General features: G+C 61.1%; 16 protein-coding genes. 10 read left to right on the forward strand and 6 right to left on the reverse strand.

Annotated elements, in window-relative coordinates; all coding sequences use genetic code 11:
- Positions 1 to 46: 46 nt before the first annotated feature.
- Both Q7U49_RS14785 and Q7U49_RS14790 read left to right on the forward strand, forming a co-directional pair.
- Positions 47 to 856 (forward strand): ABC transporter ATP-binding protein, encoded by an 810-nt coding sequence (locus Q7U49_RS14785; RefSeq protein ID WP_304765346.1) that lies wholly within the window; start codon positions 47 to 49, stop codon positions 854 to 856.
- Between the two features lie 42 nt (positions 857 to 898).
- The gene (locus Q7U49_RS14790; RefSeq protein WP_304765349.1) at positions 899 to 2,155 is read left to right on the forward strand and encodes a phenylacetate--CoA ligase family protein; all 1,257 of its coding nucleotides are present in this window, start codon (positions 899 to 901) and stop codon (positions 2,153 to 2,155) included.
- A gap of 106 nt (positions 2,156 to 2,261) precedes the next feature.
- On the opposite strand, the gene Q7U49_RS14795 is transcribed toward Q7U49_RS14790, so the two are convergent.
- On the reverse strand, positions 2,262 to 2,597 hold the full coding sequence (locus tag Q7U49_RS14795) for a DUF1840 domain-containing protein (protein WP_304765352.1): 336 nt from the start codon (positions 2,595 to 2,597) through the stop codon (positions 2,262 to 2,264).
- A 37-nt stretch (positions 2,598 to 2,634) separates the two neighbouring features.
- On the opposite strand from Q7U49_RS14795, the gene Q7U49_RS14800 reads away from it, so the two are divergent.
- Together Q7U49_RS14800 and Q7U49_RS14805 are read left to right on the forward strand one after the other, a co-directional pair.
- Positions 2,635 to 3,696 carry an aminopeptidase gene (locus Q7U49_RS14800; protein WP_304765354.1) on the forward strand — a complete coding sequence of 354 codons (1,062 nt, stop codon included), beginning with the start codon at positions 2,635 to 2,637 and terminating at the stop codon, positions 3,694 to 3,696.
- A 6-nt stretch (positions 3,697 to 3,702) separates the two neighbouring features.
- Positions 3,703 to 4,032 (forward strand): polyhydroxyalkanoic acid system family protein, encoded by a 330-nt coding sequence (locus Q7U49_RS14805; RefSeq protein ID WP_304765357.1) that lies wholly within the window; start codon positions 3,703 to 3,705, stop codon positions 4,030 to 4,032.
- Here Q7U49_RS14805 and Q7U49_RS14810 read toward each other — a convergent pair whose 3' ends face one another.
- On the reverse strand, positions 4,033 to 4,287 hold the full coding sequence (locus tag Q7U49_RS14810; protein ID WP_304765360.1) for an acyl-CoA-binding protein: 255 nt from the start codon (positions 4,285 to 4,287) through the stop codon (positions 4,033 to 4,035).
- A 104-nt stretch (positions 4,288 to 4,391) separates the two neighbouring features.
- On the opposite strand from Q7U49_RS14810, the gene Q7U49_RS14815 reads away from it, so the two are divergent.
- Positions 4,392 to 5,915: a wax ester/triacylglycerol synthase family O-acyltransferase gene (locus Q7U49_RS14815; RefSeq protein ID WP_370654020.1), complete on the forward strand. Its 1,524-nt coding sequence runs from the start codon at positions 4,392 to 4,394 to the stop codon at positions 5,913 to 5,915.
- A gap of 3 nt (positions 5,916 to 5,918) precedes the next feature.
- Here the strand turns inward: Q7U49_RS14815 and Q7U49_RS14820 are convergent, their stop codons facing one another.
- Genes Q7U49_RS14820 through Q7U49_RS14835 form a run of 4 tightly spaced genes read right to left on the reverse strand, consistent with a single transcriptional unit; the run spans position 5,919 to position 9,277 of the window.
- Entirely contained in the window at positions 5,919 to 6,692 is a 774-nt protein-coding gene (locus Q7U49_RS14820) for a hypothetical protein (RefSeq protein ID WP_304765363.1), read from the reverse strand.
- A gap of 24 nt (positions 6,693 to 6,716) precedes the next feature.
- Positions 6,717 to 7,379, reverse strand: a complete 663-nt coding sequence (locus Q7U49_RS14825; protein ID WP_304765365.1) for a TetR/AcrR family transcriptional regulator — start codon at positions 7,377 to 7,379, stop codon at positions 6,717 to 6,719.
- Positions 7,373 to 8,626: a patatin-like phospholipase family protein gene (locus tag Q7U49_RS14830; RefSeq protein WP_304765368.1), complete on the reverse strand. Its 1,254-nt coding sequence runs from the start codon at positions 8,624 to 8,626 to the stop codon at positions 7,373 to 7,375. The genes Q7U49_RS14825 and Q7U49_RS14830 overlap by 7 nt, the downstream gene beginning before the upstream one ends.
- A gap of 33 nt (positions 8,627 to 8,659) precedes the next feature.
- Positions 8,660 to 9,277: a phasin family protein gene (locus Q7U49_RS14835; protein ID WP_304765371.1), complete on the reverse strand. Its 618-nt coding sequence runs from the start codon at positions 9,275 to 9,277 to the stop codon at positions 8,660 to 8,662.
- Positions 9,278 to 9,526: 249 nt separating this feature from the next.
- Here Q7U49_RS14835 and Q7U49_RS14840 point away from each other — a divergent pair, with 249 nt between their 5' ends.
- The 5 genes from Q7U49_RS14840 (at position 9,527) to Q7U49_RS14860 (ending at position 13,949) form a co-directional block, all read left to right on the forward strand.
- Positions 9,527 to 9,769 (forward strand): type II toxin-antitoxin system Phd/YefM family antitoxin, encoded by a 243-nt coding sequence (locus Q7U49_RS14840; RefSeq protein ID WP_304765375.1) that lies wholly within the window; start codon positions 9,527 to 9,529, stop codon positions 9,767 to 9,769.
- Complete coding sequence (locus Q7U49_RS14845; RefSeq protein ID WP_304765377.1) at positions 9,766 to 10,188, forward strand: type II toxin-antitoxin system VapC family toxin; 423 nt, start codon at positions 9,766 to 9,768, stop codon at positions 10,186 to 10,188. Before Q7U49_RS14840 ends, Q7U49_RS14845 begins: the two co-directional genes overlap by 4 nt.
- A gap of 122 nt (positions 10,189 to 10,310) precedes the next feature.
- Entirely contained in the window at positions 10,311 to 12,296 is a 1,986-nt protein-coding gene (locus Q7U49_RS14850) for an SDR family oxidoreductase (RefSeq protein ID WP_304765380.1), read from the forward strand.
- Between the two features lie 176 nt (positions 12,297 to 12,472).
- Positions 12,473 to 13,342, forward strand: coding sequence for a Wzz/FepE/Etk N-terminal domain-containing protein (locus Q7U49_RS14855; RefSeq protein WP_304765383.1), 870 nt, complete (start codon positions 12,473 to 12,475; stop codon positions 13,340 to 13,342).
- 292 nt (positions 13,343 to 13,634) lie between these two features.
- Positions 13,635 to 13,949 carry an H-NS histone family protein gene (locus Q7U49_RS14860; RefSeq protein WP_304765386.1) on the forward strand — a complete coding sequence of 105 codons (315 nt, stop codon included), beginning with the start codon at positions 13,635 to 13,637 and terminating at the stop codon, positions 13,947 to 13,949.
- The last annotated feature ends 20 nt before the right edge of the window (positions 13,950 to 13,969 follow it).

Below are 13,969 nucleotides of genomic sequence, written 5' to 3' on the forward strand. Positions count from 1 at the left end.
AGGCAGCCTTGCGTGCAGGGTTGCCTATTGGTGAAGGCAAGGAAATATGGAAGCTAAAAACATCGTTCTCAACGTCAATGGCATCGAGGTCATTTACAACCATGTCATTCTGGTGCTCAAGGGTGTGTCCCTGAACGTGCCCGAGGGCAAGATTGTGGCCATTCTGGGCGGCAACGGCGCGGGCAAAACCACCACGCTGCGGGCCGTGTCCAACCTGCTGCGCGGCGAGCGTGGCGAGGTCACCAAGGGCTCGATCGAGCTGCGCGGCGAGCGCATCGAGAATTTGTCGCCGGCCGACCTGGTGCAGCGCGGCGTGGTGCAGGTGATGGAAGGGCGCCATTGTTTTGCCCACCTCACCATCGAGGAAAACCTGCTCACCGGCAGCTACACGCGCAAGGACAAAGGCGAGATTGCCGCCAACCTGGAGAAGGTCTACACCTATTTCCCGCGCCTGAAGACCCGCCGCAGCAGCCAGGCGGCCTACACCTCGGGCGGCGAGCAGCAGATGTGCGCCATCGGCCGCGCGCTCATGACCAACCCCAGCATGGTGCTGCTCGATGAGCCCTCCATGGGGCTGGCGCCGCAGATTGTGCAGGAGGTGTTCGAGATCGTGAAAGACCTCAACGTGCGTGAAAAGGTCACCTTTTTACTGGCCGAGCAAAACACCAACATGGCCCTCAGATACGCCGACTACGGCTACATCATGGAGTCAGGCCGTGTCGTGATGGACGGCATTGCCAGCGACCTGGCCAACAACGAAGACGTGAAAGAGTTTTACCTTGGCATGGGCGGTGGCGAGCGCAAGAGCTTCAAGGATGTCAAGAGCTACAAACGCCGAAAACGCTGGCTGGCGTAGGGCCAACTGTCATCGTGAATTTGTTTTGAATGGATCTTTCCCATGGCTGATTATTTTGATGCGTTGGAAACGCGTGACCCCGCTGTTCGCGAAGCAGCTTTGCTGGCAGCTCTGCCGCTGCAGGTGGCGCACGCCAAACTGGCCGCGCCGGCTTTCGCCGGAATTCTCAAGGACGTCAATCCGGCCGAGGTCACCACGCGTGCCGCACTGGCCCGGCTACCGGTCACGCGCAAACATGAACTGCTGGCGCTGCAATTGAGCAGTCGCAATCACGGCGGCAGCGTGTTTGGCGGATTCAGCGCCGTCGGTTTGGGCGCCCATGTGCCGCGCATCTTTGCCAGCCCAGGCCCCATTTACGAACCCGAAGGCACGGCACGCGACTACTGGCGCATGGCGCGCGCCATTTTTGCCGCCGGTTTCCGTCCGGGTGAGTTGATCCACAACAGCTTCAGCTACCACTTTGTGCCGGCTGGTTCGATGATGGAAACCGGTGCCCATGCGCTGGGTTGCACCGTGTTCGCGGGGGGGACCGGCCAGACCGAGCAACAAGTGCAGGCCATGGCTGAACTGCAACCCGCTGGCTACATCGGCACACCGAGCTTTTTAAAAATCATTCTGGAAAAAGCCGCCGAGATGGGTGTGGCCCTGCCCAGCCTGACCAAGGCGATGTTCGGCGGCGAGGCCTTTCCGCCCAGCCTGCGCGACTGGTTTACCGCACACGGCGTGGCCGGTTACCAGTGCTATGCCACCGCCGACCTGGGCTCCATTGCTTATGAGACCTCGGCGCGCCAGGGTCTGGTGCTTGACGAAGGTGTGCTGCTGGAAATTGTGCGCCCCGGCACGGGCGACCCAGTGGCCGAGGGTGAAGTGGGCGAGGTGGTGGTGACCACGCTCAACCCCACTTACCCGCTGATTCGTTTTGGCACGGGCGACTTGTCGGCCGTGTTGCCGGGCCCTTGCCCCAGTGGGCGTACCAACGTGCGCATCAAGGGCTGGATGGGCCGGGCTGACCAGACCACCAAGATCCGCGGCATGTTTGTGCACCCCGGCCAGGTTGACACCATCGCCAAGCGCTTCCCCGAAATCACCAAGGCCCGTCTGGTGGTGACCGGCGAAATGGCCAACGACCAGATGACGCTCAAGGTTGAAACCGCCTGCAGTGGCCCAGACAGTCTGGCTGTGAAGGTGATGGAAGCGATTCGCGACGTGACCAAGTTGCGCGGCCAGGTCGAGGTCGTGTCGCCGGGCAGTCTGCCCAATGATGGCAAGGTGATCGAAGACGCGCGCAGCTACCAGTAATTTCATTTCTAAATCATCCGTGTCGTTGTTGCTTCGCCTTGTCGTGCGATAGCACTGCCTGCGGCTTCGCGCCTGGACACAAATGATTTGGAAACGGAATAACGGGTCAAACCCCCCAGGTGATCGCCGCGTCGTCCTTCAGACACTGCCTGATCATGTCCATGAAAGGCAGGGTGCGCTGGCGCAGGCCGATGGCCTCGAAACGGGGCGCAGGCAGGTTTTCTGCGTGAGCCTGATGGATGGCCTCCTTTTGTTGCGCCTCTTCAAGCGCCACCGCGTCTTTCAGCGCCGCCAGCGCTTGCGGCATGTGTTCGGGCAGCAAAATGCCCTTGGTGCTGGGCTCGGAAGCCGAGTGTTTGCCGATGATTTCCAGCACGCGCTGGCCGTTGGCTTGCAACATAATCACATCCCCGGTGACTTTGGATTTGAACTTGTACAGCATGCGTTTCCTCGCGTTGGTGAATCGTCTCAAGGGGCTCATGTTAGTCCCCTGCCTGCTGCTGGGGCTGACCGGCTGCGCCGACACGCGTTATTACTGGCAGTCGGTCACGGGCCATTGGCAACTGATGCAGGCGGCGCGGCCCATAGACCATTGGCTGGCTGACCCGACGACGCCATTGGCGTTGCAGCAGCGCCTCAAGCTGGCCCGGGACATGCGCCGATTTGCCGTGACTGAACTCCATCTGCCCGACAACGCCAGTTACCAGCGCTACGCCGACCTGCAGCGCCGTCATGTGGTGTGGAACGTCGTGGCCGCGCCCGAGTTTTCCCTGACGCTGAAAACCTGGTGCTTCCCGGTGGCGGGTTGTGTGGGTTACCGGGGTTATTTTTCCGAGGCTGATGCGCAGGCCGAGGCCCAGGCGCAACGTGCCGCCGGGCTGGAGGCCAGCGTTTATGGTGTGCCTGCCTATTCCACGCTGGGCTGGATGAACTGGGTGGGCGGCGACCCGCTGCTCAACACCTTCATCCATTACCCCGCAGGCGAGGTGGCGCGTCTGCTTTTCCATGAGCTGTCGCACCAGGTGCTGTATGTGCCCGACGACATGGTCTTCAACGAATCATTTGCCACCGCGGTGGAACGGCTGGGCGGCGCCCTCTGGCTGGCGCAACAAGCCAGCCCTGAGGCGCGCCAGGCCTATGCCGACTTTGACGCGCGCCGCCAGCAGTTCAGGCTTCTGACGCGTAACACGCGTGACCGACTGAAGGAAATTTACAGCACCGATGGCCCGCAAGCCACGGCCAAAAAAAACCAGGCCGCCCTGAAGCAGCAAACCATGCGGGACTTCAGGGCCGCCTATGCCGAGCTCAAGGCGAGTTGGGGTGGTTACAGCGGCTTTGATGCCTGGGTGGCTCAGGCCAATAACGCGACTTTTGGTGCGCAGGCGGCATACGACGAATTGGTGCCCGGCTTCGAGGCGCTGTTTGTGCGCGAAGGCCGCCAGTGGCCCACGTTCTATGATGCGGTCAAGGACCTTGCCAAGCGACCCCAAAAGGAGCGGGCGCAACAACTGAAACAATTAGCAGCAGAACAAAAAGGCTGACAGACCATGGCTGAACTCAATATCGTTCGTGAACACACGCTGGGCCTGGCCAAGGCGCGCAAGATCGCCTTTCAGTGGGCGGAACAGGTCGAGCAGGAATTTGCCATGCAGTGCAATTACGCCCAGGGCAAGCACATCGACGAAGTTGAATTTGTGCGCTCAGGTGTCAAGGGCAGTTTGACGGTGACCAAAACGCACTTCGAGCTGCGCGCTCAATTGGGCTTTTTGCTCGGTGCGTTCAAGGGCACCATCGAGGCTGAGATTGTGAAGAACCTCGATGCCTTATTGGCGGCGCCCACGCCAGTTCCTAAAAAGCGGCCAGTGCCAAAGGCTTGATCAGCTCAGCGATTTGATCAGGTCGATGTACTGCTGCATCGCATCGGCACTGGGGGTGCCCTTGAGGGTGTTCCACGCATCCCATTTGGCGCGGCCCACCATGTCGGTAAAGCCGGGTTTCTTTTCTGCGTTGTCCCCGGCGCTGGCCTGTTTGTAAAGTGCGTAAAGCTTGAGCAGGGTCATGTTGTCGGGGCGTTCGCTTAAGGTTTTGGAGTGGGCCACGGCGGCTTCAAATTGGGTTTGCAGGTCAGACATGATGAAATTTCTATCCATTAAAAAGAGGGGGCATCAGGGTAATCAGGGTTGATCTTAATGGGCGTTTTGATCGCAAAATAGAGAACCTTCCCGAAAGCGTTCTCATGGTCACACGTTTGCCTCGTTCCCGTTCCCGAACTGCCCCGCAACAGTTGTCTGCCAGCCCGGTGCACGAGCGCATGAGCAAGGTCGACACCGCCTGGTTGCGCATGGACAGCGCCAGCAACCTGATGATGATCATGGGCGTCTGGATCATCAAGCCGGCGGTCAGTTATGAGGCTACTTGCCAGCGCATCGAAGAACGTTTGTTGAAGTACCCGCGCTTCAGCCAAAAAGTGGTGCAGGATGCAACCGGTGCCAGCTGGGTGACCGACACCGGCTTTGACATCCAACGCCATGTGCTGCGCGACAAGCTGCCGCCCTCGGCCAAAAGCCACCCGCAGCAAGCGCTGCAGGATCGCCTGGCCGAGCTGGCCTTGCAGCCGCTGGACCCGCGTTACCCGCTGTGGGACTTCAGGCTGGTGGAACATTACCAGGGCGGCTCGGTCCTGCTGGTGCGCATTCACCATTGCATTGCCGACGGCCTGGCGCTGATCGCCGTGATTCAGTCGCTGGTGGATGGCGGCACCGAGCCACCGCAGCGCCAGGTCAGGCACGACTCGGCTTCTGGCTGGGAGGCGGCGGAAGAATGGCTGTCGCACACGGTGATCGAACCGTTCACCGGGGCGGCCGTGAAGGCCTTGGATTTTGCGGGCGACAGCGCGGCGCAAGCACTGGGCGCCATGGGTCACCCGCAAACCCTGTTCGACAAACTCATCACCAAGGGCGTGAGCAAGGGCAAGGACGGGTCGGCAGAAATCGCCAAACTGGCCTACCAGGTGCTGCGCGACAGCGCCGCGCTGGCCCTGATGCCCGACGACTCCCCCACCCGACTCAAAGGCAGCCCGGGCCACGCCAAGCGGGTGGCCTGGTGCCAGCCGATTCCGCTGGATGAAGTGCGCGCCGTGAGCAAGGTGCTGCATTGTTCGATCAATGATGTGCTGCTGGCCTGCGTGGCGGGCGCCATCGGCCAGTACCTCAAAGCGCAGGGCGATGCGGTGGCGGGCAAGGAAATTCGCGCCATGGTGCCGGTCAACTTGCGGCCCATGGCGCAAGCCTACCAATTGGGCAACCAGTTTGGGCTGGCACCGGTGGTGCTGCCGATCGGCCTGGAGCACCCGTTGGCGCGGGTGTTTGAAGTGCGCCGGCGCATGGGGGAGCTCAAAGGCAGCATGCAACCGCTGCTGAGTTTTGCCCTGCTGGCGCTGGCGGGCATGCTGGTCAAGCCGGCCCAGGACGCCTTGCTGAGCCTGTTCTCGAAAAAAACCACGGCAGTCATGACCAATGTGCCCGGGCCCCGGGAAAAGCTCAAGTTCTGTGGTGCCACCCTGGAGCAGCCGCTGGTCTGGGTGCCGCAGTCGGGCAGCGTGGGTTTGGGCGTGTCGATTCTGAGCTACGGCGGCGGCGTGCAGTTCGGCATCGTCAGCGACGCCACCCTGTGCCCCAACCCGCAGGCCATCATTGACCAGTTTGAGCCCGAGTTCGAAAAACTCCGTCTGCTGACCCTGATGCTGCCCTGGGAGAATTGAACTTCAGTCTTCCAGCTCGGCCTTGGCCATTTCGACGTCCAGGCGTTCCATGGCGTCGATGGGCTTGGCGCTGGCGGCTTGTTGGTAGAGGCGGGTGGCTTCGTGCACCACGGCATCACCGTCGAGCATCAGCAGCGCGTGGGCGTATTCGACCATGCCCATGGCCGACGCCATGTTGAACTTGAGCGCTTGCTGAAACAGCGTGAGCCCGGTGGCCTTGTGGGCGCCGTAGGCCATCGCGCCAATGAGCTCGCCGACCTTGTCGATCACTTCGGCATGAAAGGCACCCAGCGCAATGTGGGCGTCGGCGTGCATGGGTTGCTTCTGGATGACGTGTTCCAGGTCGGTCTTGACGCGGGTGCCAAGGCCTTGCGCCAGCGCCTTGGCCACGCTGATGCCCTGGCTGTAGCGCCCCAGGGCGTAGGCGCGCCAGTAATAGGCGTTGATGTTGTCGGGCTGCTGTTTGATTTGCGCCTCGGTGCGCTCGGCCACCTCGACAAACAGGGCCTGCCGGATGGCTTCCTGCCGCTCCAGGTAAGTGGCGTACACGCAGACGGCCTTGTTGGCCACATTGAGCCCGGACAGCCCCAGATCGAGCCCCATGGACATGGATTTGTAAAAGTCACCATTGTGAAAATGAGCCCAGGCCTGCAACAACTTGGGGTCTTGGGGGAGCGGCTCCAGATCCCCCGCATGCAGTCTGGCCCACGAACTTTTGACGCCTTCCGCGTCAAAGTTGTAATCGCCCGCAAAGGGGAAAGGTGTCCATTTGGCCATTGGTTTCTCCGGTGCCTTGTTGTTTTATTTGTTTTCCTTATTGTAGGCATCGGAGAGTTTGAGCAGGTGGCTGCGCTGCGACGACTCCAGGTAGGGCGCCAGCAGGTTCAGCACATGCTGGGCACCGCGCAGCAGCGCTGCCTGCGCGTTCTGCTCTTCCAGGGCATTGCGCGGGTCACGCACGTACTCAAAACTGAACCAGTAGGTCAGCACCACCACCATGCTGGTCGCGGTGGCCTCGATCTCGCGCGAGTCGATGTGCAGGGCACCGCCGCGGCGCATGCCGTCGAGCAGGGCCTTGATGGAGCGGGTCTTGTTTTTCAGGATCGACTGAAAGTGGGTTTCCAGACGCCGGTTCTTGCTCAGCAGGTCGTTCAGGTCACGGTACAAAAACCGGTATTGCCAGATCAGCTCAAACAGCGTGTGCATGAAAAACCAGGCATCTTCAACGTCGCGCACATCATCACCGGCGCCCAGCAACTCGTTCAAGGGGCGCTCGAAACGGTCAAACAGCGCGTTGATGAGCTCGTCCTTGGCCGGGTAGTGGTAGTACAGGTTGCCGGGGCTGATGTTGAGTTCGGCCGAGATCAGCGTGGTCGACACATTGGGCTCGCCAAAGCGGTTGAATAGCCCCAGCGTGACCTCCAGGATGCGCTCGGCGGTGCGCCGCGGGGCTTTTTTTACCATGTCGGCTGACCATTTTTGGGGGCTGCCACCTGCACCACCTGGTTCAGGGTGTTCAGGGTGGTGTGCAGCTTGGTCAGGGCATGGCTGACCCGGGTGGGTTCGCGCTGGGGGCGACACAGGTGGCGGCTGGTGTCGTCCAGCAGCGCATGGTTCAGCGTGATGCCGTGGTCGCCGAGCTGGGTGACCAGGCCGGCCTGGTTTGAGCGCAGCAACTGGCGGGTTTGCTGGTAGGCGTGTTCGGCCAGATGGCGGCGCTGGCTGTAGCTGAAGGTGTTGGCCAGGTACAGCTCGGGGTCGCGGTGGTCGGGCTCGATCAGCAGAATGTCGGTGTTGGGGTAGGCCTGTTGGTAGCTTTTGAGCCCCAGTACCAGGCGCGAGTGGATGAGCGACCTGAAGGTCTGGCTCAGCACCGCGGGCAGGCCGCCGTCGGCAATACGCGGAATGGGTTCGGGCGCGGCCCAGGGCGTGTTGGGCTCGGTGGTGGCTTGCCGCTTGGAAGCGTCAAAAGGCACCAGCGGGTTGATGCACAGCATCAGGTCCACACCCTCTTCCAGCGCAATCGAGGCGTGCATGGTCTTGATCAGGGCGCCATCGACAAAATGCTGGCCGTCGATCTCGACCGGTGGAAACAGGCCCGGCAGGGCGGCGCTGGCTTGCACGGCTTTGGAAATGGGCACATGGTCCCAGCCCGGGCGGCCAAACGCAACCGTCTGGCAACTGTCGAGATGCGTGGCCACCAGCGTCAGGCGGCTTTTGAGTTGGCGGAAATCGTTGCTGCGGCCGGGTTTGGCAAACAGCCGCGCCAGCTCGATGTCAATCTGGTCATTGGAGAAAACGCCAGTCGGCAGGCTCGGGCTCAAATATTCCAGCGCGCGCATGAGCGACTTGCGTCCCAGCGTGCCCTGCCACGTGCCTGCCAGCAGCAAGCCCGGCACCAGCAGCCCGCGCGAAAAAAATTCGCCAAACGCAGGCCGCAGCAACCAGGCCGGATCGAACGCCTCGGCCTGATGTTTGCGGTCTTCAATGAACAGGGAAAACAGCTGGCGTGGCGTGACGCCATTGGCCAGACCGGCGGCAATGAAGCTGCCGGCCGACACCCCGACGTAATGTTGCAGCCGGTTGAAATCGATGCCCTGCAGCGACTCCTGCAACGCGCACAGCGCACCAATTTCATAGATGGCACCCAGCGGGCCACCACCAGCCAGTGCCAGGGCGATCTTGGGTGCGTGGGCTTTTTGACGCGTCATACCACGCCAGTGTAGGGCGCTCGCAGCCCTTTGTTATTCAGGGTTTACCTGAGGCGCCGGCGCGACCTTGGGCGCTGCCTTTTTGGCGGCTGGGGCTTTGCGGGCCGGGGCTTTTTTGGCCACGGGCGCGGCCGCCACCGTCTTGGCTACGGCTTTTTTGGCCGCTGGCTTGGCTTTGGCCGGGGTCAGCTTGTGCACGCTGGCATTGAGCGCGTCAATGCGGGCAATCAGCGCGTCGATGTCCTTGGCCGACGGCACGCCCAGCTTGTTGAGTGCCTTGGCCACGCGGTCTTCAAAAATGTTTTCCAGCTTGTCCCATTGGCCCGAAGCCCGACTGCCGATGTCGCTGGCCATGCTGGTCATCTTGTGGGTGGCCTCGTTGATTTTTTCCTCGGCGGCCGACTGGGTCTTGCGCTGAAAACTCACGCCTTCCTTGACCAGTGCCTCGAACGCCTTGGTGCCTTCCACCTGCGCTTTGGTAAAAGCGCCCAGGCCAGCTTGCCAGATCTGTTGGGCCGAATCTTTCACCGAGCCCGACAAAATGGATGACTTGGACGCCGCCGATTTGGCAGACTTTTTGCTGGCCGACTTGACGCTGGATTTGGCTGCGGGTTTGGCTGCGGCGCTGACTTTTTTGAGTTTGGTGACCATGTGACACTCCTGTGGGTAAAGGGTAAAACTGTTGCACCAAGGTCGTCGGTGCATGGGGGTGACTGTAAGGACGACGCGCGCAAATGTGTAGGGGCAGCTTCCTAAAACCAGGACCCCAAGCCATGGATTGCCACGTCGCTGTGCTTCTCGCGATGACGGACAGGGGTCTCAACTTGATTACGAGCATGCTTGCCTCAATCCATCGTTCCGGTAACAATACAATCTAGACAGACTAGACAGGAGTTAATAATGCATACATGGCAATTACAGGAAGCGAAGAACCGCTTCAGCGAAATAGTGGACATGACGCTCAATGAGGGGCCGCAGCTTGTCACGCGCCGGGGGCAGGACGTTGTGGTCATTCTTGCGGCCAAGGACTACCGACGCATGAGCGGTGCGCCGTCATTGCTCAGCACCTTGTTCAGCGCGCCACGAGGCGAGCCACTTGATCTGGCGCGCGCGAAGGAGCCCATTCGCGAGGTCAAGCTGTGAATTACCTGCTTGACACCTGCTTCCTGTCCGAGCTGGTCAAGCCAGCGCCCGCGCCAGCGGTTTTGAGTTGGATGGGTGAGCGCACCGAGACCGAATTATTCGTGAGCGCAATGACCATGGCAGAGCTTCAGCGCGGTATCGAGAAACTTGCGCCGTCGCGCCGGCAAGCTGAGCTCTCGACCTGGCTGCAGCAGCTCAAAATGGGGTTTGAGAATCGTATGCTGTCGTTCACGATCGAGACCGCTAGTGTTTGGGCTCACATGTGCGCCAAAGTCGAGTCCGAGGGCAAACCCATGGCCGCCTTCGACTCCATCATTGCTGCGACTGCCCTGGAGCATGGCCTGGCTCTGGTCACACGCAACGTGCGCGACTTCGCGCAAGCCCCGGTTGTGCTGATGAACCCCTGGTCTGTTGGTTGACGTCAAAAATGCATGGATCGCCACGGTCTGCGGCCTCGCGTCGACGGGGGCCTCCACGGGTTTACGATACAGCGCGACCAACCCGATTCAGGCAAAAATAGCCCATTCTTTTGGAGACACCCATGCGTTATTTCGTCACCGGGGCCACCGGGTTCATTGGCAAACGGCTGGTCAAGAAGCTGCTGGAGCGCAAGGGCGCGGTGGTGTATTTTCTGGTGCGACCGGGCAGCGCAGGCAAGGTCAAGGCCCTGCGTGAATTCTGGGGCGCCAGCGCGGCGCGCGTGATTCCGGTGACCGGTGACCTGACCAGCAAGAAACTGGGGATTGCAGCCGCGGACCTCAAGCAACTCAAAGGCCAGATCGACCATTTCTACCACCTGGCGGCCATTTACGACCTGAGCGCCGACGCCGCCAGCCAGATCGTGGTCAACGTGGAAGGCACCCGCAACACCATTGAGCTGGCCCGCGCCATCGATGCCGGGCACTTCCACCATGTGAGCTCCATTGCCGCCGCCGGCCTGTACGAAGGCGTGTTCCGCGAAGACATGTTCAATGAGGCCGAGAACTACGAGCACCCGTATTTCATGACCAAGCATGAAAGCGAAAAAATCGTGCGTACCGAGTGCAAAGTGCCCTGGTCGGTTTACCGTCCGGCCATGGTGGTGGGCGACAGCCAGACCGGTGAAATGGACAAGGTCGACGGCCCGTATTACTTCTTCAAGCTGATCCAGCGCATGCGCCAGCTGCTGCCGCCGTGGCTGCCGTCCATTGGCCTGGAGGGCGGGCGCATCAACATCGTGCCGGTGGACTTTGTGGTGGCGGCGCTGGCAACCATCAGCCACCAGAAAAGCATCGCGCAAAAGTGCTTCCACCTGGTTGATCCGGTGGGTTACCGCGTGGGCGATGTCCTCGACATTTTCAGCAAGGCGGCGCATGCGCCCAAGATGAACCTGTTCATCAATGCTGCGCTGCTGGGCTTCATCCCGCGCAGTATCACCAAGGCCTTGATGACGCTGGCGCCGGTGCGCCGGGTGCGCGCCGCCATCATGAAAGACCTGGGCCTGCCCGAGGAAATGCTCACCTTTGTCAACTACCCCACGCGCTTTGACTGCCGCGACATGCTGGCCGCACTGAAAGGCACCGGTGTTGAATGCCCGAACCTGCGGGACTACGCCTGGCGCCTGTGGGACTACTGGGAGCGTCATCTCGACCCCGAACTGCACATCGACCGCAGCCTGCGCGGCACCGTGGGCGGCAAGGTGGTGCTGGCCACCGGGGGCTCGTCCGGCATTGGCCTGGCCGCCGCGCACAAATTTGCCGAGGCCGGTGCCATCACCCTGATTTGCGGGCGCGACCAGGACAAACTCGACGAGGCATGCGCCCAGGCCAAGGCGCGCGGCTACCAGTTTGTGGCCTACGCGGTCGACATTTCTGACGCAGCCGGCTGCGAGGAATTTGTGCAAAAGGTGGTGGCTGAACACGGCGGGGTCGACTTTTTGGTCAACAACGCGGGCCGCTCCATCCGCCGCGCCATCGAATCCAGCTACGACCGCTTTCACGACTACGAGCGCACCATGCAGCTCAACTACTTTGGCAGCCTGCGCGTCACCATGGGTTTCCTGCCTGGCATGGTGGCCAAGCACCACGGCCATGTGGTCAACATCAGCAGCATCGGCGTGCTCACCAACGCGCCGCGCTTCAGCGCCTACGTGGCCAGCAAGGCCGCGCTGGACGCCTGGACGCGCTGTGCCAGCAGCGAGTTTGCCGACCAGGGCGTGACCTTCACCACCATCAACATGCCGCTGGTGCGCACCCCCATGATCGCGCCCACCGGCCTGTACAACAACGTGCCCACCCTCAGCCCCGAAGAAGCCGCCGACCTGGTCGCCCAGGCCTGCATCTTCAAGCCGGTGCGCATCGCCACCCGCATGGGCATTTTTGGCCAGGTGCTGCACGCCGCGCTGCCGCGCGTGGCCCAAATCGCCATGAACACCAGCTTCAGGATGTTCCCGGACTCCTCGGCCGCCAAGGGTGCCAAAGCCGACAAGCAAAAACTCTCACCGGAAGCCGTGGCGATGCAGCAGATGATGCGGGGAATCCATTTTTAGGGTGGTCATGGTCGCCACGTCGCGTTGCTCCTCGCGATGACGGTGCCTCGACTGCCATTGCGCAATGAATGACTGTCATTGCGAGCGAAGCGCGGCAATCCATGGAGCCCGGAAGTCCTCAAACCCCAAGCATTGCCAACCTATTAGAATCCACCGCACTCGGGAGTAATTGAATAATGGACGTTGAAGCGCAAGAGGCAGAAATCAGTCTGCTGGATTTGTTGGTGGTGGTGGCGGAAAACATCAAGCTGCTCCTGCTGGGGCCGCTGCTGGCGGGGCTGGTGGCCTTGGGCATCGGATACGCGCTGCCGCAAAACTACGTCAGCCAGGCCATCCTGCTGCTACCCTCGACCAACTCGACCAACTCGACCAACTCGGCGCAGGCTGCGGCCATGATGACCTCGCCGCTGGTGCTTGATCCCATCATCGCCACCGACCCCGAACTCAACGCCAAGCCCATTGAGACCGCCCGCATTGCTCTGGCCGGCAAGCTCAAGGCGGCTGTCGCCAAAGACGGCCTGCTGCGGCTGGACGCGACCGCCACGCAACCCCAGGCAGCCCAGGCGCTGGCCAATGCGGTCATTGACAACTGGCTCAAAAGCACCGTGCCTGGCCCGCAAGACCGTGCCGACCTGGAAAAACGCCTCAGCTACGCCAGCAATGCGCTGGCCTCCGTGACCACCCTGCTCAACACGCTCAGTGTGGACGGCGCGGTCAGCCTGGGCAAGCCCCTGACCCGCGGCGAGGCCGGCACCAGCCTGGTGGGCCTGGGCGAGCTGCAAACCCGCTACCTGAACGATGTACTTGGCATTCCGCGCAGCTTGCAAGGCCTGTCGCGCGACGTGGTCAAACAGCCCCCCACCTTGCCCACCGAGCCGGTCTCCAACAAAAAAGCGCTGATTGCCGTCATGAGCACCCTGGGCGCCGGCTTTGCGCTGCTGTTGTTTGTGTTCATGCGTCAAGCCTGGCGCAACGCGTCGCAAGATCCCGAAACGGCTCCCAAAATGGCGCGCCTGCGTGCAGCGTTTGGCGCGCGCAAAGCCTGATCTCATCACCCTGACTAACGGCGCCTGCTGGCGGTGTCACATGGCACGCCGGTAGCGCGTCCGAACCACGCTTTCACCCCTGGCCGGCAAAGCAGCTCTTTCATCATCCAGCGCGCGGACCGCATTGCTTTCGCTGAGAAGGGTATGGGGACTGAATTTGAAATCCGCAGGCAAGGCGGATGGATTATTTTAATAACTGACTTGAAGTTATTAAAAAGAGATAATACGATCCACCAAAAGAGCCACAACAACGGGCCGACAGGCGTTTCAACCTTTATATTTATTTAATACCATGACCAATTTGATCGATATTCAAAACCAGATCGCCATCCTGCAAAAACAAGCCGAAGAAATCAAGGCTCAGGAGTTTAATAAAACCGTGCAGGAAATCAAGGCGAAAATGGCGGCCTTTGGTATTACCCTTGATGATCTCAATGGTGGCGGCAAGACGCGTGTGCGCAAAGCCGGCGCAGCCAAGTCGGGCACTCCGGCACCTGCCAAATACCGCGGCCCCAACGGCGAAACCTGGAGCGGCCGTGGTTTGATGCCGCGCTGGCTGGCTGCTTTGGTAGCACAAGGACAAAGCAAAGAATCGTTTGCCATCTAACTTAATTTCCAGTCAAGAAA

This window comes from Rhodoferax sp. (genome assembly GCF_030653815.1).
Lineage (GTDB): Bacteria > Pseudomonadota > Gammaproteobacteria > Burkholderiales > Burkholderiaceae_C > Rhodoferax.

Excerpts from the sequence above, each read along its gene's own strand:
- Q7U49_RS14815 (WP_370654020.1), top strand. The coding sequence starts at position 4,392 with ATGGTCACACGTTTGCCTCGTTCCCGTTCCCGAACTGCCCCGCAACAG.
- Q7U49_RS14800 (WP_304765354.1), top strand. The coding sequence starts at position 2,635 with ATGTTAGTCCCCTGCCTGCTGCTGGGGCTGACCGGCTGCGCCGACACG.
- Q7U49_RS14795 (WP_304765352.1), bottom strand. The coding sequence starts at position 2,597 with ATGCTGTACAAGTTCAAATCCAAAGTCACCGGGGATGTGATTATGTTG.
- Q7U49_RS14790 (WP_304765349.1), top strand. The coding sequence starts at position 899 with ATGGCTGATTATTTTGATGCGTTGGAAACGCGTGACCCCGCTGTTCGC.
- Q7U49_RS14810 (WP_304765360.1), bottom strand. The coding sequence starts at position 4,287 with ATGTCTGACCTGCAAACCCAATTTGAAGCCGCCGTGGCCCACTCCAAA.
- Q7U49_RS14825 (WP_304765365.1), bottom strand. The coding sequence starts at position 7,379 with ATGGTAAAAAAAGCCCCGCGGCGCACCGCCGAGCGCATCCTGGAGGTC.
- Q7U49_RS14830 (WP_304765368.1), bottom strand. The coding sequence starts at position 8,626 with ATGACGCGTCAAAAAGCCCACGCACCCAAGATCGCCCTGGCACTGGCT.
- Q7U49_RS14805 (WP_304765357.1), top strand. The coding sequence starts at position 3,703 with ATGGCTGAACTCAATATCGTTCGTGAACACACGCTGGGCCTGGCCAAG.
- Q7U49_RS14850 (WP_304765380.1), top strand. The coding sequence starts at position 10,311 with ATGCGTTATTTCGTCACCGGGGCCACCGGGTTCATTGGCAAACGGCTG.
- Q7U49_RS14860 (WP_304765386.1), top strand. The coding sequence starts at position 13,635 with ATGACCAATTTGATCGATATTCAAAACCAGATCGCCATCCTGCAAAAA.
- Q7U49_RS14855 (WP_304765383.1), top strand. The coding sequence starts at position 12,473 with ATGGACGTTGAAGCGCAAGAGGCAGAAATCAGTCTGCTGGATTTGTTG.
- Q7U49_RS14835 (WP_304765371.1), bottom strand. The coding sequence starts at position 9,277 with ATGGTCACCAAACTCAAAAAAGTCAGCGCCGCAGCCAAACCCGCAGCC.
- Q7U49_RS14840 (WP_304765375.1), top strand. The coding sequence starts at position 9,527 with ATGCATACATGGCAATTACAGGAAGCGAAGAACCGCTTCAGCGAAATA.
- Q7U49_RS14820 (WP_304765363.1), bottom strand. The coding sequence starts at position 6,692 with ATGGCCAAATGGACACCTTTCCCCTTTGCGGGCGATTACAACTTTGAC.
- Q7U49_RS14785 (WP_304765346.1), top strand. The coding sequence starts at position 47 with ATGGAAGCTAAAAACATCGTTCTCAACGTCAATGGCATCGAGGTCATT.